The organism is Streptomyces sp. UG1 (genome assembly GCF_049974585.1).
Taxonomy (GTDB): domain Bacteria; phylum Actinomycetota; class Actinomycetes; order Streptomycetales; family Streptomycetaceae; genus Streptomyces.
In genome coordinates this window covers 1-18,074 of sequence record NZ_JBNGGG010000081.1, presented here as the reverse complement: position 1 = coordinate 18,074, position 18,074 = coordinate 1, and the positions used below count along the sequence as shown (strand labels likewise).

Sequence of the window (18,074 nt, the reverse complement as noted above, 5' to 3'; positions counted from 1 at the left end):
TCCGCTACGAAGCGACCGTGCTGGTCGCAGCCATCAACGAGTGGCTGTGACCAGCACTTTCACAACAGGCCCTAGCCCCATTAGCGGGTTCGTCCATGTGCCGACTATGGCGTCAGCCGTGTACAGCGCGGCCCCGTGGACGGCGAGCAGCGCGAGCACACCTCTGGCCACGAGTTGCGCCTTGGTATAGCGCTCGCGCATCCGTGGTTTTCCACCGGGCACCGCAGCGCCGCGCAGCGGCTCGGCTGCGGCAGACGCCACGGGCTGCTGCGGCACAGAACTGCTCCCGGCCGGCACACGCACCCATAGGGATCCGTCGGCATCGGGAACCGGGGCGTCGACGATGGGGCCGACACCCTCGGCAAGGCGCACCGCATCCGCCGCGCATACGGCGATCAGCCGCTGCGCTCCGCCGCCCGGCGCCCACAGATGTTCGCTGACGGAGGGGCCGTGGCGAGGATCGAAGAAACAGAGCGGAAGCCGCCTGGGCAGCGGCTTCCCCGACAGCCGGGCGTCCAGGCAGGCCAAGGCGTGCCGGCCTTCATCCAGTGCATGGAGTGCACCCTGGTAATCCCTGCGACTGAGCAGAGACAGACGACGGTCTGTCCGGAGTTTCCGCGTTGCCTGCTCATAGGCATCCAGCGCTCGCCCGTAGTCGGCCACCGCATCCGCGTTGGCACCGGGACGCCCCGGAACGAAGGTATGGGCGACCAGCAACTCCCCGAAGGCTGTGACCTCCTCGTCCAGGCGAGCGACCTCATCTCGCCTGTGTCGTCGACTCTCGCGTCCCTGGCTCTCCCACAGCACCTCTGCCCCCCATCACCGCCTATCGCCATTCTGCCCGAGCAGACAGGCGGGAGACTCTGCTGCTCACATTCGGCTGAGCAGTACAGACCGGCCGAGAACGCCGCAACGACCACCGCATCGTCAGCAGGCCACGGCCCGCGCGTCGAAATGGCCCGGGAATTGCGCAGCAGAGTCGGACTCCTCGTCAAAGACAGCCACGGCGGCCTGCTGACCTTCCCCTGGCCCGCCCGCGGCCACGGCACGGACTACCAGCCGATGACCTGCCTCGACGCCACCCGTCCGGCAACCCGCCGCCACCTCTGGCAGCAGCTGAGCGAGCACTACCACTCGCTCGGTGTCTCCGCCTTCTGGCTCGACGCCTGCGAGCCGGACATGCCCCTGGAACTGGCCGCCCGCGCGGTCTACTCGGCGGGTCCCGGTGTCCAGGTGGGCAACCTCTACGGGAAGCTGGTCGCCTGCGCCGTCGCCGAAGGCCTGAACGAGGCCGGCGACGAGTGCCCGCTCAGCCTCGTCCGCTCAGCCTGGGCAGGCAGCCAGCGCTACGGCGCCGCCCTGTGGTCCGGTGACATCCAGCCCACCTTCGAGTCTCTTGCCCAGCAGATCCGGGCCGGGCTGAACGTCGCGATGAGCGGCATCCCGTGGTGGAACACCGACATCGGCGGCTTCCTCGGCGGCGACCCCGCCGACCCGGCGTACCAGGAGCTGCTGGTCCGGTGGTTCCAGTACGGCACCTTCAGCCCCCTCATGCGGCTGCACGGCGACCGTGCGCCCAACCACCCCACCTTCTCCGCGGACATGACCGGCGGACCGAACGAGGTCTGGGCATACGGAGACCAGGCATACCCGATCCTGACCGCACACCTGCGGCTGCGCGAGCGGCTGCGCCCCTACCTGCTGGAGCTGTCCGAACAGGCGCACCACACCGGGGCGCCGGTGATGCGCCCCCTGTTCTTCGGTTTCCCCGAGGACGCGTACGCCTGGACCGTCGACGACCAGTTCCTCCTCGGACCTGACCTCCTCGTCGCGCCGGTCGCCGAGGCCGGAGCCCGCTGCCGCACCGTCCACCTTCCGGCCGGCGCACGCTGGACCGACACCGCCACCGGCGAGCTCCACGTGGGCGGCACCACGCTCGAGGTTCCCGCGCCGCTGGAACGTATCCCGGTCTTCGTCCGCGAAGGCGCCGCCGTCGCGGACGCGTTCACGGAGATCACCGCCTGATGACCTGTGCGCCTGCCCTCGCAGCAGGGGAACCGCTCTTCCGTCGGCACAGGTTTCGCTCCGACGCCTCGCCGACTTGTTGAGCGGCGCTCTGGTGGTGACCCGCCCGGTGAGGAAGCGAGAGCCGGCGGCGACCTCGCTCATCACCTGCTGGACATCCTGGAATCCGTTCTCACCTCCTCCGTCGAGGATCGAAGAGGCGCGTGACGAGCACGGCGGAGCGACTCGCCCCCGTTCACCTCCCGTCACTCGATCACGAACCACCTCCATGCGGTGGGCCGCCCCGCGGCACGATTCGGGGACGTCCCATCGCGCGATGCGAGGGGTGTCCGACAGCATGGCCCGAGAGAGAGTCGTCACATCTGGGCGAGCGGCGGGCCCAGGGGATTGCAGGAGAACGGCCGAAAACATAGCTTGACCCGGCGAAAAGAAAGCCCTTGCCCTTCGCAAGGCATCGCAGCGGGACGCCGCAGCGCAGCAACGGCCCAGCGCGCCGCACGCCCCGTACTCACTCCCGGCACCTCACGGACCCAGGTTCACGCATGCCTCGACGCGCTCTCGCCCCCGTGCTCCTCCTGCTCGGCTCGCTCGCCCTGACGGCCGCCTGCTCCACCGGCTCGACACCGGCGGACTCCGCGCCCTCCCCGGACGGACGATCCCGGACCGGGGGGAACGACACCGGCGCCCAGGTCGACCTGACCAGGCTCAAGGGCGTCAGCATCGTCAGCGACAGCAGCACCGACCGCTCCTGCCCCTGGGCCACGAGCTACCCCGACGTCCCCGGCGCCGGCGCGATGACGGCCGCGATGAAGAAGGACGTGGAGGGACGCCTCGCGGTCTTCCTCGGCACGGACATCGGCGGCCCACCGAGCTGCGGCGGCTCGGCCGGCTCGGAGGGCCCCGAGCTGAACGTCAGCTTCTCGTTCCTCGTGGCCTCCGGCGACGTACTGGGCGTACGCCTGGCGACGGTCGACCGTACGTCGAACGCGGACGGACTGGACACCAGGACGTACTGGTACGACGGCGCCGCCAAGAAGTACCGGCCGTCCCCCGGCCTCATCGCGGACGACTCCCGGGACGCCTTCGTCTCGGCCCTGAAGAAGCGCCTGCTGAAGCGGGAGGGCGTTACTTCCGACACGGTCGAGGCGTCGCTCGGCGACCGGGAGAACCGCGACGCCTACCTGGACGACATGGCCTTCACCGCCGACGGCGCTCTGAAGGTGGACTTCGACCGGGATACGGTCGGCGTGCCCCCGGCCGGCCGTATCTCCGTCACCCTCCCCAAGGCGACCGTCACCCCCTGGCTGTCCGACTTCGGCAGCCGCGCCCAGCAGCAGACCACCGACCCGGACGACAAGCTCGACCTCGGTGCCACCCACACACCCGCCCCGACCGTCGCCGCCCAGCCGCACCCGGGCGAGGACACCACCGACTGCTCCAAGGTCAAGTGCATCGCCCTGACCTTCGACGACGGCCCCGCCGCCCCCGAGACCGGAACGCTGCTCAAGTACCTCGCCCAGTACAAGGCGCGCGCCACCTTCTTCGTCGTCGGCCAGAACGTCGCCACCCACCCCGACATCGTGCGCGCCGAGATGAAGTCCGGCCACGAGATCGCCAACCACTCCTGGAACCACCCGGTCCTCACCAACCTCACCCCCGCCCAGATCCGCTCCCAGCTGGAACGCACCACCGCCGCGATCAAGGACGCCACGGGCCAGGAACCGACGCTCTTCCGCCCGCCGTACGGCGCAATGGACGACAGGGTCAAGGCGGCCACCAGCCTGTCCCCCGTCCTGTGGGACGTGGACACCCTGGACTGGAAGTCCCACGACCCGGCCAAGGTCGCCCAGACCGTCATCTCCCAGGCCGAGCCCAACGACGTCGTCCTGGTCCACGACATCCACCCCACCTCGGTCGCCGCCGTCCCCGAGATCCTGCGCACCCTCACCGCCCGCGGCTACCACTTCGTCACCGTCAGCCACCTGCGCGCCACCCTCTGAGCCGTGAGGCAGTCTGACGTTTCCGGCCGACGTGCCCCGTGGGCGGCCTCACAGGGCGGGCTTTTTTCCGCGAGATGGGGTGACGACGCAGCTTGAACGCGTGTCGTTCGGGATGAAGCGGTTGAAAGTAGCTCTCAGTGGGACGCCGCGAGAAACCGGTCGAACCAGGCGGGCCAGGCGATGACCTGCGCACGCTGATCAGCAGACACATTCGTGTCGTGTGGGAAGAGGCCGTTCCCGAGCTCGTCCGATCACGGTCTGTCCCGTGATCGTCGGGCACTGGCCTCGCCCTTCGGAACACCCCAGTCGACGACTCGCAGTCCAACTTGGGCCTGCAGCCGGGCGAAGGAGCGTACGGCGATCGCGGCCTCGTCCTCGTATTCGCGGTCGGCGATGTGCTGGACGGTGAGGATGACACGCTGCCAGTAACCGTCGTCACGGGCCGAGGCAAAGAACACCTTGGTGCCGCGGACGACGGTCTTCTTGTCCTCGCCGTTCTCGTAGTACAGGCGGGCGGCGGGATCGACGCGGCGAGGGCGAATCTCGCCGGTGGTGGTGTCGACGGGTTCAGCCTTGGACGGGGCCTTGGGGACCGTGGCGTCAACGGCGAGAAGCCGGCGCCGCTCCGGGCGCGCCCAGTTGCGTGGTACGTCGATGGGGAACAGCCCTTGGGCAAGGGCCTGTTGGACGGCATACTCCTCAAAGCGTTCATGGAGCAGGTCCAAGCTGGGAGCCAGGAGCTTGTTCTCCGCGTACAGGTACTGGTGCCGGCTGGGTGCCTCGGCGGGCAGGAGAATCGCGGCTCTTCGGCCGGCGTGACGACGCACCGCGGAGCGGACGGAGCGCCACTGCTTCGGGGACAGCGTGCCCAGGGCTGAGCGCTTTGAGCCGGTGACAGTCATCATGGCCGCGATCAGGAGATACGTGACGGATGGGTAGCCGCGCGGGCAGCCGACGGCGCTGGGCGGTGGGAGGAGTTCCGCGAGTTCGTAGATGAGGGGGTAGTTGAGGCAGTCGTCGATGCGGTCGTCGCGGGAGCGCTGATCTTTGTCGGCCAGCTGGCGTTTCCGGGACGGGCGGTCGCTCTGGGGCAGGGCGTCGCCGAAGATGTCGTCAGGCACTGAGCACCTCCGGCGCGTTATCGCAATCGGGCCGACCGCGCCAGTCGTGGCCGATGACAGCTGCGGCCCGGTCCAGGGAGCGAAGACCGAGGCGGCGAGCGGTGTCCTCGATACGGCCGGTGTCCTCGAAGACGTCGAGGCCTGCCCAGGCGGTGATGGAGGACGGCTTCACGTCGGCTTCGTCGTGGAGCCCGATGCGAGTGAGCAGGTCCCTCAGGGCCACGCAGACCCTGGCCTGGAGAGCCGCGTCGGACGCGTGCCGGTCGGACACCGCCAGGCGGGCCACCGGGGCTGATTCCGGGCGTAGTTGGGGTGCGGCAACGAATTCGGCTCGGGCCGTGAGGGTGTTCAGGGACCACGTGTCCAGGGGGCACCAGCGAGGGTCTGTCTTGGCGGAGCCGTGCATCCAGACGCGGCTGCGTACGGTATCGAGTCACGGACGCGGATATGGCCGATCTCGCCGCTGTGGCCTCCGGCCAGCGCGAATGCCGCGGCCGCCCCGTGGCGGCTGGGACGAGCGACGAACGACGCCTGATGGCGCAGGGAAACGACCTCGTCCTCGGTCAAAGGCCGCACGTCACCTGGAGCGCGACGCGGGAGTTGGATGTCGCGGGTTGGATCGGTGTCGCTGAGGCCGAGTTCGCGCAGGGTACGGAAGGCGATACGCAGGACGGAACGTCGCAGGAGCATGGTGGCAACGGCCGCCTCGGAGACATGCCCATGGCGGCTTCGGCCCCGTGCGGTGATGAAGTCCTCGGCCAGGTCGGTCGTGATGTCGTCCACGGTAAGGGCGCCGCGCAGATGGGCATAGCGGCCCAGGCGACCGAGGAGGAGGCTGAATTTGTCGTAGGTCTGGTCGGTGAACTCGTTGCGAGCGGCCATGGACTGCCAGACGTCCAGGACGCGTTCGAGCGCGTGTGTGAGGGAGTGATCGCTGCCCACGGCGAGGGTCCTTCGCTCGAGCGGCACCAGCATCACCGCCCCCACGGTTGGCCCTGACTCCGGGCAGCCGGGCAGGGGCGTGCGGGCGGCTGTGCAGGTGTTCCATACATGCGACACATTGGACATAAGGGATCTCCGCGGCATCAGGAGGCGGGGAAACGGGTGAGGGCATGCCGGAGTGCCGGAGGTGAGGCGCCCACGGGGAGGAGCGGAGCAGACCGTGTGGCGTCCGCACAGGGCATGCCGGGTGGCCGCCCCGCGCCAGTTGCGGGGCGGCACGGCGGCCTGGGTATGCCGGTCTGCCTGCCGGTCAGGTGAGCGAGCGGACCGGGCCGGGGATCATGCCCCTTGCTGCCGGGGGATCTTCGGCGCGAGAGCGGCGAAGACGGTCCGGTAGGCGCCCATGAGCGCGATGAACTCGTCGTCGGGGAGCGCGGAGATCTCGGCTGCGGACGTGTTCAACAGCGGGTCGAAGATGCCGGGCGGACCAACGGGCTGTGCGTCCGTCTCGGGGGAGGGCGGGACCTGGTCTGCCGGGAGACTCACGGCGCCTGTCTCGTCCCGCTCGAGGAGCAGGGCGTAAACCATCCATTCAACCAGGAAGAGCCCGCGTTCAGCCTGCCCCTGAAGCCCTGCACGCAGATGCTGGGTCAGATCGGATTCCTCCATCGATCCCCCGGCGAGGCGCGATGCGGCACGCCGCTGGAACCAGCTTCCCTGCCAGTGGTCGCGCAGGTGCAAACGAGCCCTGGCGCTGTCGGTGGCGCGCAGCCGCGCCAGCGTCGCACCGGCCTCGGTCAGCGCCCAAGCCCCACGCCCCGGCTGGAAGAGCCCGGCGTGGATCAGGAACCCTGCCACGCCGGCCACGCTCTTACGGGACAGTTTCACACAGGCGGCGACGTCCCTCGCGGACACCGCTCGGCCCTCGCCGCCGAGCATGTACAGGGCATCGACCAACTCCAGCTGCCGACGCGGAGTGAGTCGCTCGCTGGGCAGCATCAGGGCGCGTCCGAGCGGGCAGCGGTCATCGGGCGCCGCCCTTGCAGCGCGAAGCGCGGGAGGCGGCGCAGGCCGCTGCCGGGGCTGCCGGGGAAGGGAGCAGGTGACGATTCATGGTGGGCCCTCGATTCATAAGCAACACAGATGGAGAGGTCTCCCCTGTAGAGGGCCCATAGGCAGGCCGGACTTCACGCATGGCCCTGCGAACGCAGTCACGTAGGCCCTAGGGTGGCTCATGATGCGTGGGCCCTCAGCTGACGCGTCGCGGCGCCGCTGGTTTCTGCCAGGGGTCACCAGCGGCGCTTTTTCGCGTAGCCAGAGGAAGCGGGAATGTTCGTCTACGGCTGCGGCTGATAGTCCTCCGGGGTCTTCAGCAGGCGGTAGACGCTGCGCCGGACGATCTCAACGGATCCTGTCTTGTGCAGGACCGACAGGGCACTGCGGATCGCGCTGTTCGTCGTGCCGGGGCGCAGCCGCCGGACGCCGTCGTAGATCGCGGCCAACGGCGTGATCTGGTCGATCTCCAAGACGTCCACGATCAGATACAGGACTGCCCGGCCAGACGAAGCCGCCTCCTCGAAGGGAGCGGCACCCTCGGCAGCCGCGCCGTCCGGCACCGACCCTTGAGCCTGGAGATCCTGTCCGGCTGCGTACGCGGCGACCGTTTCTTACGTCGCGGCCGCCTCGGCCCGACGCTCGGCCGCGACACGCTGAGTGTCACGAGCCCTGCGAAGCGCCTTCTCGATCTCCTCGACGGCTTGATCCGCGGCCCGACACCGGCCGTCCTCCGCTTCAACGATTTCCCGGAACCGGGCGAGGAGAGCCTGCATCGGCTCACCGGTCGCGCTCCGCACACACCCTCCCCACAAGGCTCCAGGACTCACGTGCGCCACGCCCTACCTGCCCTCCAAGCGAAGCACAGCAACTCCCCGAAGATCGCTCCGGGCTATCTCATATGACGCCCAATCAGCCCTGCTGCGCACCCTGCCACCAAACCCTGCGACAACCGCCGGAGGGCAACCTGACATGCCAACTCACAGTTGGCAAAGGTCCATTGCGCTCTCCGATGCACCTAGGGGATGTGTAACTAGCTTGAGGAGCAAGCTTCCTGGCGACACACCAGATCCGGCTCTGCGAACACCCACACCGGTCGGCCCCGCAGCGTGCGGGTCACAGCCCCGAAGCCCCCACCGGCCGCGCGCCTTCGAAATCACGGCGCCCAGCGCCACGCTTCCCTACGGGAACAGGCTCCCGCCGCTGCAAAGGCACCGGTCGGCCACCCAGGCGCGTGGCACGATCTGGGCATGCCACGCAGTAACAACGATAAGCACCCTTTGCACTACGTAGCGGACGGAGACTGGCCGGAGGTCACCCTGACCCACGACGCTCCACTGAGCGCCCACTGCGGGCTACTCCTCGCCAGCGACCTGAACCGCACCATGCGCTCCCGCAAGCTTTCGCTTCGCGGACTGGCCGACGTGGCCTGTGTCGCGCATTCCACCGTCGCCCGAGTTCTCAACGGCGGCGTCCTGCCGGACATCGGCACCCCGACACGACTGGAGGACGCACTCGACCATCAGCTCTGGCCCGGCCCCGCAGCGATTCGCGCTTCGGTATCAGCCAGGCGTCAGGCGATCTGACCCGACGGGCTCCGCCGCGAAAGGCCGGCGGCGCTCAAGCCGGCACCCGTAACGACCTCAGCTCCACATCGGCGACGAAACGGACAAACCGAACCTCCGTCACGCGCAAACCGAGACGAACACCAACCAGCCCTGCACAGAAACCTGCAGGTCAAGCCCTTCGCAACGCCCCACCCCCCGCACTCCACACCTCCACTCCGCCCCAATCCGCTACGCTGTTCACGTCAGCGGTCAGGTCGCGCCAGATGTCCGCCCGGGAAACCGTCGCGAGCACCAGCGCACCCCCACTGACCAGCGGGCTTGTACGCCTCGACTGAAGATCCACTCGCTGGGTTTTCTCCAAGGTTTTCTACAGGCCCCTGCCTTCGTAGCTCAGGGGATAGAGCACCGCTCTCCTAAAGCGGGTGTCGCAGGTTCGAATCCTGCCGGGGGCACCATGCCTGACCAGGCACGGAGCATCGAACACCCCCTCCGGAATGATCTCCGGAGGGGGTGTTTTCATGTGTGCGGGGACAGAACGGGGACACGCTGCTAGGCAGCCGCCTCGGCGGGATCGCCGGGGACATCGGGCTCGGCGATCGGGGCGGCGGAGTTGGACTCGGGCGCCGGGTGCGGAGCCGCCGTGGCACCTTCCGCTGCCGGAACCGCTCTGGGCCCCTGCGGCAGCTCGCCGCCCGTGTGGTCCTCCTGACTGGCCGCCTTGCGCGGTACGAGCGCCACGGGCGCGTCCGCGGCCTCCTGTTCGAGCTGCGGGAGGACGCTGGTGTACGTGTCAGCGGTGAGCTTGTACGAGGAGTGCCCCAGCATGACCTGGATGGTCTTCATGTGGATGCCGGCGGCGAGGGACAGTGTCGCCGCGCAGTGCCGGAGGTCGTGAAGCCGGATCGGCGGCAGGCCGAGCTTCTGCACGAGCCGGTTGAAGATTTGGGAGAGGTACTCCGGGTGGTAGGGACGGCCGTCCTCCCACGTGAAGACACGACCTGAGTCGACGTAAGGCCCGTACTTCTTGGGCTTCTTGCGATGCTTCTCCTCCCACTCGGCACGCTCGGTCTGCTGGCGCCGCCGCCAGAACTTGAGGAGCTGGTGGGTCTGGCCGTCCAGCCGGACAGTGCGGGCGCCGCTGTCGCTCTTCGGGGTGTCCTCCCAGACGTCGTAGGAGGCGGCGACGAGCTGCTCGCTGATGTGCACAGTGCCGGCGTTCATGTCGGTCTCGCGCCAGGGCAGGCCGCAGGACTCACCGCGGCGGGTGCCGCGGAAGACCATGAGGTGGAACATCGGGTAGAGCCGGTGTTCGGCGACTGCGTCGAGAAAGGCGCCGGTCTGCTCCGCCGTCCAAACCATGACCGGGCCGGGCTTCTCCCCGGTCTCCTGCCAGCGGGCAACGCGCTCGTCGGTCCAGATGAGCGGCTTGGGCGGGGTGTACTTCGGCAGGACGAGGTGCTGGGCCCAGTTGTCGCTGATGAGCTTCTCGGTGTTCTTGGCGTAGTCGAGGGCAGCGCTGAGCTCGTTCTTCATCTTCAGCTGCACGCCGGGCCCAGTGATGTATCGCGGCTTGCGGCGGGCCTCGCGCAGCTTCTCCTTGGCGTCGTTCCAGCGTCGGCGTAGCTCGGGTGGGCGCGGCGTGGCCGCGTCCTTCCAGAGGCGGTGCGCGGCCTCGCACTCCATCCTGGCGAGCTCGGCGGCGTCCGCGTTGGCGGCGTGCTGCTCGTTGTCGCGCCAGATCTGCTCGAACATCTCCTGGAGGTGCCGAGTGCGCAGGTCTCGCATCTTGATGTGGCCGAGGTTCGGGATGAACACCCGGCGGATGTGGTCGTTGTAGGTCTTCCAGGTGGACCGCTTGAGGTCGACGCGTTTGCCGAACCAGCGGAGCAGGAACTGCTCGACGGTCTCGTCCGAGAGCACGTCGATGCCGTCCTGGGCCTTGTCCCAGATCTCCTGGGCAGCCTCCTCGGCCTTCTTCTTGGTGAGGAAGCCACCCTTGCGCGGTCGACGCCGCTCTCCGCGCGGCCCCGGCGGCAACTCGACGTAGTAATACCAGCTGCCGTGGTCCCGCTTACCGAGGTCGGGACACTCCGCACCGAGCTCTCTCATCTTCGGTCTGCCCTTGGCGTCGAGGACGGGAGAGCCGTCCTCGTTGGTCATGGGGCTCTTGCAGTAGCAGCGCCGGTAGACCGAGCCCTTGAACACCGTTCCCCTCCTGTGCGTCGCGTGACCAGCCACGCATAGGCGATCATATGTGGAGACAGATGTGGTGTCTCCAAACGATACAGAACCCAGTGATCAGGATTCCATGTGATCATGCGCGACTGTTTTGACCAATGAATCAGGTGACGGTCGGCGCGGTTGCAGAACATGTGTCGCAGCAAACGCAAGCATCCACACTCGCTGGCTACCGAGCGGGATCTTGTTCCATCACCGAAGGAGAACTTAGACTCCGCTGGGACTTCCTGGGAGGCGCGGGGGCGGAACAGGAGACCCTGAGCATGCGGAATCGAAACGTTCCAGCCACCAAGAGCGCACCGGCGACGGTGGTGCACGGATGACCCGAGACGAGGTTCTCGCGCTGCCTGTGACGGTCGACGTGCTGACCGCCGGCAAGGCGTTCGGATTCAGCAGGAACACGACGTACGAGCTGATCAAGTCCGGCGAGTTCCCTGTGCCTGTACATCCATACGGCAAGGGCAAGCGCAGGGTGCTGACTTCGGAGCTGTGGAAGGCCCTCGGGGTACACCCGCAGGATCAGCCAAGCGGGCGGCGCCCTGCCGGCGGAGACGGTCCGTAGGGGCGGACTGGAGGCGGCGATATCGGCGGCGCTGCACAGTAGCGCAAGACAACACCGCACCCTGAGCAGTCGGCCTACGGCTCGCCGGCCGCCTTCGCCACACCGTCTTCCACTTGCGCCTGCCCGACCAGGCCGGTTCAGCCGAGTCCGAGATCAGTTCCGCGATGCACATGCTGAGCTGCCAGAACTCCCCAGTAACCGATCTCCCCGCTGTACAGTCCGCCATGCAGCATCTGAAGCGGGTTCACAGCGCGTTTCACATGTCGGGGTGACAATGCTGCGTTTTGGCATACCCTGTCCGGGGAAGCAGGGGGACTTGGGCTGGAGAGAGTATGAGGGCCTACGGCCACGAGCCGGACGGTGTCACCGCCGTTCCGGAGGAGGCTGCCTATCTGGCGGCGGCGGCCAAGCGTCTTCTCGAAGAGAAGAAGACGATCGCGGAGACTGCGGAGTGGATGACGCAGAACGCGGGACCTACAGTGTCGGGGCGGCCGTGGTCGCCGACGACGCTGCGCCGCCGCCTCCGGAATCCGGCCATCGCCGGGCTTCGGGAGAACGCCGAGGGTGAGCTGGTCCCCGGTCCGGCCGAGCGGCTGATCGACCGCGAGACGTTCGATGCCCTGCAGGAGCTGTTCCAGGGGAATCAGAAGGGCCAAGGCACCAAGCCGAGGCACGTGCACTACCTGTCCGGCGGCCGGGCGACGTGTCTCCTGTGCAAGCAGCCGCTGGCACCCCGATCCACCGCGAACGGCGGGCGGGGGTACGTCTGTGAGAGCGAGGGCTGCGGCAAGGTGCGGATCTCCGCCGAGCCGCTAGACGAGTACGTGGGTGAGCGCGTTGTCGCCCGGCTGGGGAACGCGGCACAGCTGAAGCGTCTTGCCGCGATTCGCGACCGGTTCGCTGCGGAGGCGCAGGAGGCGGAGCGTTTCCAGATGGAACTCCGGGGCCACAAGGAGGAGTTGGCTCGGGCGTACGGGGCCAAGGAGCTAAACCTCGGTGAGTTCAGGGCGGCGAAGGACGCTTTGGAGAAGCGGCGCGGTGAGGCGATGGCGGCCGTACGCCGGGGCAAGGCTCTCGAGGAACTGCCGGAGCTGACCCCGCAGGGCGTCGAGACCTGGTGGAACGAGACAGCCGGCCGCGAACAGCGCCGGAATCTGGTCCAGCTCACCGTGCGGGAGGTGCGCGTGGGCCCGGCGACGGTGCGCGGCTCGCGGAAGTTCGACGAGGCTCGATTCGAGATCTATTGGCGGTAGCGCCCGTGCTCGGCAGTCGTGAAGGCGGGTGCCATATCTGCTGAAAGTTCGTCCGGTCGATCTACTCAGACGTCGTTCGCGGCTGTACGGACATAAGGACGGGGTCACAACAGGTACGGATGAGGACGCGGTGGCTTTCGCAGGACCTTCTTGGAAGACAGGTCGGCCTTCGTCATGCCCGAATCCGCGATCCGGACGCAGACGTCTTTCTGCGCCGCCCGCAGCTGCCAGGCTCAGTTCTCGGCGAGCCTGAGCACGAGCAGCACGCAGGCGGTGATCAGCAGGACGATCGTCCAGCTCGCTGCCAGTGAGCGCCGCCTGGCCAGGAGGCTCTTCACGGCACGAGGGATCTCGACGGCGGCGCCAATCATGCCGAGGCCACCGACCACGACCGCTGTCGGGTCACCATCCTGGACACGGCAGAACCGGCAGAGGGCCTGAGGCCCTGGCTAGGGGGTCCACTTGTACTTGCCGCCGCCGACCCATCTCACGATCGACGGGTCGTCGAGATCCACATGCGTCAGTCCCCCTTGGTGCGCGAGCCGGATCACGTCGAGCATGTCGTGAGCGGTGCCCGCAGTCGTGCCGCGGATCTGGACGATGCGAAACGGGGGATCGCCAGGATTGACGGCGGAAACGACAATGGGAGGGTCGGCGTAGTCACTCATGTCTCCAGCTTGTGGCAGCGGCCTCGCGGGCGCATGCGGGCGCGATCGCCCCAGGGGTCAGGATCCGGACACGGACGTCGCCTCCGAGTTCGCCGACCCATCGCGGCGTTCGGTACGACGCCGAATCCGGCCTGCTCACCGTGTGCCCGGAGTCGGCGGCCTGGGCGACGAAGCTGCGCCTGGAGCAGAGTCGAAGTCGTCAGGGCTGGCGAGGGGGTTGGCCAGCAGCCAGGTGCCCTCCTCGAAGATCTTCCGCCCGTCGGTAGGACAGCCTCGCCCGGCCTCGTCGGCTAGGGAGCGTATTTGGTTGTGATCAAGGGGGTGACGCGTGGGCGGCGGTTCATCGAGGTCCGCCTGGCGCTGAGGGCCCGGGGCCGAGGCTGGCTACCTGCTCGGCAAGCCGCGCAGCGGAACATCCATGGTCGGTGTGCGCTGGCCCTCGCCGGTTGTGCACGGTCACGACAGCAGCATTCGCGTCCCTATTACGGCCAGGATCGTGCAGGCGAGCGTGAATAAGGTCTGTATGACGGCGGTGACCGGCATCCTCAGGCGGGCGTGTACGACGGCGCTGGTCGCCGCCACGGCCGGGATGCCCCAGATGGCGAGCCACACCAGGACGGGGACGTCGCGGGAGTGCACGGCTGCGGAGGGGTGCGGCTCCTGTGTGATGCCCATGCCGACCATGACGAGCACCATCGCGCCGCCGACGACGACGACCGCGTCCGCGATCATGAGCAGCAGGGCAACCACGATGTCGATCAGCCAAGAGGGGCGTTCACGGACCTGGGGAGGCGCCGGGGTGTCCTGGTCGCCCTGGGGCGGTGAGGCCATGAGTCGACTGCACCACGGAATGGTCCGTTCGGCACCGTCCGAGGCCGGATAGGGATCCGACCGTGACGATCGGCCCCCGAGCACCGGGGCCGTCGTGGCTCAGGACTCCTACCGGCCCGCTCCTGGCCCGCACCGTGCTCGACCTCGTTCTGATCAGCCCAGTCCGGCGGCCACAGTCCAGCAGCCTTCTCCCGCTCCGCGCCCGTCAGTTGAACCTGCGTCACACGTCACGGTCCATCGGAACCCGCCCCGCCCCAGGACCGAAACCCGCAGATTGATCACAACTGGACACGCACTCCAGACGCATCGGTGAGCGCGTATTGGAGAGGATGGCCCTCAGGAACAAGCCGAGGACTACATCAGGTCAGCCAGGCAAAGACGGCGCCTGCGACGAGGGAGCCGAGTACCGTACCGGCGATCACCTGGCCGAGCGTGTGGTCCCGCAGGGCGACCCGGGACCAGCCTATGAGGGCGACCAGCGGGAAGACCGCCGCCCACCAGGGGCTGATGCCGACGGCCAGGATCGTGACGGCGCCGGCTGCGACCGACGTATGCACGCTGATCTTCCAGAACGCCGTCACCGGCAGGATGGCCCCGAGCGTGGCCAGCATCGCCACCACCAAGGCGGTCATCTGCACGGGCGCGTGGAGGACCACCATGGCCGTGATGGCGATGCCGACGGACGCCATGATCACGGGTATGAGGTGCATTCGTCGCTCGCGTTGTCCGACGTGCCGGTCCTGCCAGCGCCCGGACCGGATGCCGTACTTGATGTACGCCACGGGGATCAACGCGGCGAACACGATGGCGTGGACCGCCCAGGCCAGGCCGACGAGAGTGTCATCCTGGGCGGCCCCGAGGACGAGGCACACGGCGAGGATGACGTTCTTCGGCTCCAGACCGTCGGTGACGGCGCGGGCGGTGCGGTTCTCGGCTACAGGGATCGTGGTCACGCTGGCTTCCTGGTAGAGGCGAGGTGGGCTTCGAGGGTGTCCATGAGCGGGGAGTGGTAGTGCCGGGCGACGCGGGTGAGCCAGGCCGCGTTGGCATCCAGGTCGTGGCCCATGCGCAGCAGCGGCGTGGTCAGGGGGCTGAAGGCACGAGCAGTGTCATCGGCGCAGCCGCGGCGGCCGGTGCGCAGGCACAATGCCTCGGCCGCCGCCTCGGCGTCGTCCGCTGCCAGGCCGCAGGCCTGGGCGGCATCCACCGCACGTCGTGGCAGGTCTTCCTCGAGCCAGGGGAGGAACTCGAGGGCGGAGTCGCTGATGTCGAGCACCCGTTGGTCCAACCGCTCCCACAAGCGACGCGGATCGAACCGGTCGCGGAAGCGGGATGGCCCGAGGATCCTCACGACGGTCTCGGCGGGCAGGACGGAGACAAGCTCCTGCCACATCGGCCGCAAGGCGTTCAGCCGGCTCCGCCGCCGGACCAGGCGGGTCACGGCCTCCCATCCCCGGAACGAGACGCCGGCCAGGATCAGACCGATGGCCGCGACCTGGATGAAGCTGGCCATCTGGTCGGCCGACTGGGCGGACATGGGGTACGCGACACCTGCCAAGCCGTAGGCCAGGTAGCTGAGCCGGAAGAGGGCATAGCCGACCCCGGTCCAACAGCCCAAGGACATCAGGTACATGCACACGCTGAACATCCGATGCCCAGAACTCCGCGCGGACCGAGCGGCTACCACACACAGCGCTCCGGAACCGGCCAGGGCCACAGCCATGGTGCCGAGGTACGCGCTCGCGTACGCGGTCCCCGCAAGGACACCCGACTGGGCTGCGACGAAGTTCCGGTCCCCATCAGCTTCGACGATCGAGGGCGCGGTGAAGGGGAACATCACGCAGACGACGGCGACGGCGACCACCGCGGTGACGGCGCGCGGCCGCGCAGTCGTAAGTCTCTGCCACCGCCGCCGGGCTCCCGCGTCGGCAGCGACGGAGTCCACCCACCGCCACAGCAGGACGGAGCTGAGGATCAACGACAGGTGCTTGACCAGTACGGCGAGGTCATCGATGCCCGTCCACTCGGCGACGGCACGTTCTACATGACCCAGCCGCAGCGTCGCCGCGCATGCGAGCACTGTCAGGACGGTCCACAGCTCGCGTTGGCCCCGGGTACCGCGGAGGTAGCCGGCCCTGCTCAAACACCAGGTCCAGAGCGGCACAATGGTGCACAAGGCTATGACGTCGTCATCGATCATGTTTCGGAGGATCTCCACCTGTCGGTCAGAGGCTGCGGTGCAGACGGTCGAGCAGGGGGTCGACATGCCGGCCGGAGCTGCGTGCGTCGGCGCGCTGGCGGAGAAGCATGGCGAAGGACTCGGCCTCGTCCTCGCGTTCGGTGTACAGCGGATCCCGACGGCGATGCGGGGACCGGGTACGGACGCCCAGGAGGTCACCGCCGAGGAATGCCGGCGACAGCCACGTGAACGTCACCTCCTCCTCCGACGCGACGGGCTCGGGTGGCCTCTCGTCGACGGGTACGACGGGCAGCGGTGGGTGACCGAGGAGTTGGTGTCCCAGTTCGTGGGCGTACGTGTGCACCGCCTGCGTACCGGCCGCCTCCGGTGCCACCCAGATGTGGTCCGCCTCTTCCGTCGGCCACCACAGGCCGCACGGACGTTGAAGGCCCGGCGGGAAGGGTTCGCGGTGCAGCACGAGGGGCCGGTGGTGATGTTCGACGGCGGCCTGGTGCAGCGTCTCGAGTGTCAAGGGATACGGCACAGGGAAACGGTCGAGTGCTTCCACACAGCGGCGACGGGAGGCGGGTCCTAACACAGGTGGAGCACACCGCCCTCGGTGGTGGGTAAGTGGGCGTTGGTCACTGGGGGCTTCCGTGAGTGTCGGCGTTCACTTCTGGGCCTTCTGCATCTTCTGCAGGCTCGAGATGAACTCCATGGCGAGCTTCAGTCCGCGGGAGTCGAGGCGGCGGGCACTGCGTGCCAGCATCTGGATACCCTCGGACTCCTGTGCCACCTGGCGGTTCAGTTTCTCTGTGTGCTTCCGACGCGCTTCGAGGAGCTTCTTCGCCTCGGCGGCGACAGCCTCCTGCGTGGCGGTGCCCTCCTTGAAGGCGTCCAACGGCACTTGGAAGAAGGACGCGATGTGGGCGACCTTGTCGAACGACGGCTGAGGACCACCCGGTGCACGCAGCTTGCGGATCGTCTCGTCGGAGATCACACGTCTGCCTGCTCGGTCGTTGATGGTTGCCGCGACTTCGGAGTTGGTGTATTCCACGCCGTTGCGGGCTGCTGCCGCCGCTTCGAACAGCAGGTTCAGCATACGAGCACTGAACGACCACTCGTCCGCGGCAGCATCGTCAGGTCGCGCCATACGCATCTCCTCTGTCGAACAGTCGCAAGGCCACACGGTAGCCAACGGACACATATATTTGGCAGATCATTCTTCAGCCAACCAAAGATCCTTGACAGTTCGTGAAGGAGATGTGTTGGATCCGTAGCGTAGTTGAGCGGTTATGCTCACGTCAGGCGGCCCCGGACGCACACCATCCACTTCCACGCCCCCCGACCTGGCGAGCCGGCCGCACCACCCCAGCGACGCCTGCCACCAAGGGGCCACTCGATGCGAGCCGCAAACAACTCGCCCGTCCGGCCGTCCGGATTGCCCTGCACCACCAACCCCACGCCCAAGGCGCGCAACCCAGGTGACCGCCCACCAGTTTCGACATCGCCGAACGAGCACGCCACGGAGAGCACCGGACTACAGAGGGTCCACTTAGACGTCGTCTCATTTGGATCATTGAGTAGTCTGCACCATGTGGTGATAGTCGAGCGCATGGTGCCGGACGAGTTGT

Annotated in this window: 18 protein-coding genes and 1 tRNA gene; 6 read left to right on the top strand and 13 right to left on the bottom strand. The window is 67.9% G+C overall.

The window, feature by feature from the left end; translation table 11 throughout:
* Window positions 1-33: 33 nt before the first annotated feature.
* A complete protein-coding gene (locus ACP4J3_RS48775; RefSeq protein ID WP_426544395.1) occupies window positions 34-807 on the bottom strand; it encodes a hypothetical protein in 774 nt (257 codons plus the stop codon).
* Between the two features lie 159 nt (window positions 808-966).
* Here ACP4J3_RS48775 and ACP4J3_RS48770 point away from each other — a divergent pair, with 159 nt between their 5' ends.
* Together ACP4J3_RS48770 and ACP4J3_RS48765 are read left to right on the top strand one after the other, a co-directional pair.
* The gene (locus ACP4J3_RS48770; RefSeq protein ID WP_426544393.1) at window positions 967-2,025 is read left to right on the top strand and encodes a glycoside hydrolase family 31 protein; all 1,059 of its coding nucleotides are present in this window, start codon (window positions 967-969) and stop codon (window positions 2,023-2,025) included.
* A gap of 542 nt (window positions 2,026-2,567) precedes the next feature.
* A complete protein-coding gene (locus tag ACP4J3_RS48765; RefSeq protein ID WP_426544391.1) occupies window positions 2,568-4,025 on the top strand; it encodes a polysaccharide deacetylase family protein in 1,458 nt (485 codons plus the stop codon).
* Window positions 4,026-4,276: 251 nt separating this feature from the next.
* On the opposite strand, the gene ACP4J3_RS48760 is transcribed toward ACP4J3_RS48765, so the two are convergent.
* The 5 genes from ACP4J3_RS48760 to ACP4J3_RS48740 form a co-directional block, all read right to left on the bottom strand.
* The gene (locus ACP4J3_RS48760) at window positions 4,277-5,146 is read right to left on the bottom strand and encodes a hypothetical protein (RefSeq protein ID WP_426544389.1); all 870 of its coding nucleotides are present in this window, start codon (window positions 5,144-5,146) and stop codon (window positions 4,277-4,279) included.
* Window positions 5,139-5,432, bottom strand: coding sequence for a hypothetical protein (locus tag ACP4J3_RS48755; protein ID WP_426544387.1), 294 nt, complete (start codon window positions 5,430-5,432; stop codon window positions 5,139-5,141). Before ACP4J3_RS48755 ends, ACP4J3_RS48760 begins: the two co-directional genes overlap by 8 nt.
* Before the next feature lie 62 nt (window positions 5,433-5,494).
* Window positions 5,495-6,088 (bottom strand): hypothetical protein, encoded by a 594-nt coding sequence (locus ACP4J3_RS48750; RefSeq protein WP_426544385.1) that lies wholly within the window; start codon window positions 6,086-6,088, stop codon window positions 5,495-5,497.
* Window positions 6,089-6,427: 339 nt separating this feature from the next.
* On the bottom strand, window positions 6,428-7,087 hold the full coding sequence (locus ACP4J3_RS48745) for a hypothetical protein (protein WP_426544383.1): 660 nt from the start codon (window positions 7,085-7,087) through the stop codon (window positions 6,428-6,430).
* Window positions 7,088-7,425: 338 nt separating this feature from the next.
* Window positions 7,426-7,704 (bottom strand): hypothetical protein, encoded by a 279-nt coding sequence (locus ACP4J3_RS48740; RefSeq protein WP_426544381.1) that lies wholly within the window; start codon window positions 7,702-7,704, stop codon window positions 7,426-7,428.
* Between the two features lie 687 nt (window positions 7,705-8,391).
* Between ACP4J3_RS48740 and ACP4J3_RS48735 the strand changes: the two genes are divergently transcribed.
* Both ACP4J3_RS48735 and ACP4J3_RS48730 read left to right on the top strand, forming a co-directional pair.
* Window positions 8,392-8,727 carry a helix-turn-helix domain-containing protein gene (locus ACP4J3_RS48735; RefSeq protein WP_426544379.1) on the top strand — a complete coding sequence of 112 codons (336 nt, stop codon included), beginning with the start codon at window positions 8,392-8,394 and terminating at the stop codon, window positions 8,725-8,727.
* Window positions 8,728-9,088: 361 nt separating this feature from the next.
* Window positions 9,089-9,164: transfer RNA gene (locus ACP4J3_RS48730), tRNA-Arg, on the top strand.
* Window positions 9,165-9,258: 94 nt separating this feature from the next.
* Here ACP4J3_RS48730 and ACP4J3_RS48725 read toward each other — a convergent pair.
* Window positions 9,259-10,914 (bottom strand): tyrosine-type recombinase/integrase, encoded by a 1,656-nt coding sequence (locus ACP4J3_RS48725; protein WP_426544377.1) that lies wholly within the window; start codon window positions 10,912-10,914, stop codon window positions 9,259-9,261.
* A gap of 352 nt (window positions 10,915-11,266) precedes the next feature.
* On the opposite strand from ACP4J3_RS48725, the gene ACP4J3_RS48720 reads away from it, so the two are divergent.
* The gene (locus tag ACP4J3_RS48720; protein ID WP_426544375.1) at window positions 11,267-11,509 is read left to right on the top strand and encodes a helix-turn-helix transcriptional regulator; all 243 of its coding nucleotides are present in this window, start codon (window positions 11,267-11,269) and stop codon (window positions 11,507-11,509) included.
* 332 nt (window positions 11,510-11,841) lie between these two features.
* Window positions 11,842-12,762, top strand: coding sequence for a recombinase family protein (locus ACP4J3_RS48715; RefSeq protein ID WP_426544373.1), 921 nt, complete (start codon window positions 11,842-11,844; stop codon window positions 12,760-12,762).
* 449 nt (window positions 12,763-13,211) lie between these two features.
* Here ACP4J3_RS48715 and ACP4J3_RS48710 read toward each other — a convergent pair whose 3' ends face one another.
* The 6 genes from ACP4J3_RS48710 to ACP4J3_RS48685 all read right to left on the bottom strand — a co-directional run bounded on the left by ACP4J3_RS48710 (window position 13,212) and on the right by ACP4J3_RS48685 (window position 17,593).
* Complete coding sequence (locus ACP4J3_RS48710; protein ID WP_426544371.1) at window positions 13,212-13,430, bottom strand: hypothetical protein; 219 nt, start codon at window positions 13,428-13,430, stop codon at window positions 13,212-13,214.
* A 456-nt stretch (window positions 13,431-13,886) separates the two neighbouring features.
* A complete protein-coding gene (locus tag ACP4J3_RS48705) occupies window positions 13,887-14,261 on the bottom strand; it encodes a hypothetical protein (RefSeq protein ID WP_426544369.1) in 375 nt (124 codons plus the stop codon).
* Window positions 14,262-14,620: 359 nt separating this feature from the next.
* Window positions 14,621-15,214, bottom strand: coding sequence for a phosphatase PAP2 family protein (locus ACP4J3_RS48700; protein WP_426544367.1), 594 nt, complete (start codon window positions 15,212-15,214; stop codon window positions 14,621-14,623).
* Window positions 15,211-16,461, bottom strand: coding sequence for a DUF6545 domain-containing protein (locus ACP4J3_RS48695; RefSeq protein WP_426544365.1), 1,251 nt, complete (start codon window positions 16,459-16,461; stop codon window positions 15,211-15,213). Before ACP4J3_RS48695 ends, ACP4J3_RS48700 begins: the two co-directional genes overlap by 4 nt.
* Before the next feature lie 25 nt (window positions 16,462-16,486).
* Window positions 16,487-16,972 carry a hypothetical protein gene (locus ACP4J3_RS48690; RefSeq protein ID WP_426544363.1) on the bottom strand — a complete coding sequence of 162 codons (486 nt, stop codon included), beginning with the start codon at window positions 16,970-16,972 and terminating at the stop codon, window positions 16,487-16,489.
* A gap of 138 nt (window positions 16,973-17,110) precedes the next feature.
* A complete protein-coding gene (locus tag ACP4J3_RS48685) occupies window positions 17,111-17,593 on the bottom strand; it encodes a hypothetical protein (protein WP_426544361.1) in 483 nt (160 codons plus the stop codon).
* Between the last annotated feature and the right edge of the window lie 481 nt (window positions 17,594-18,074).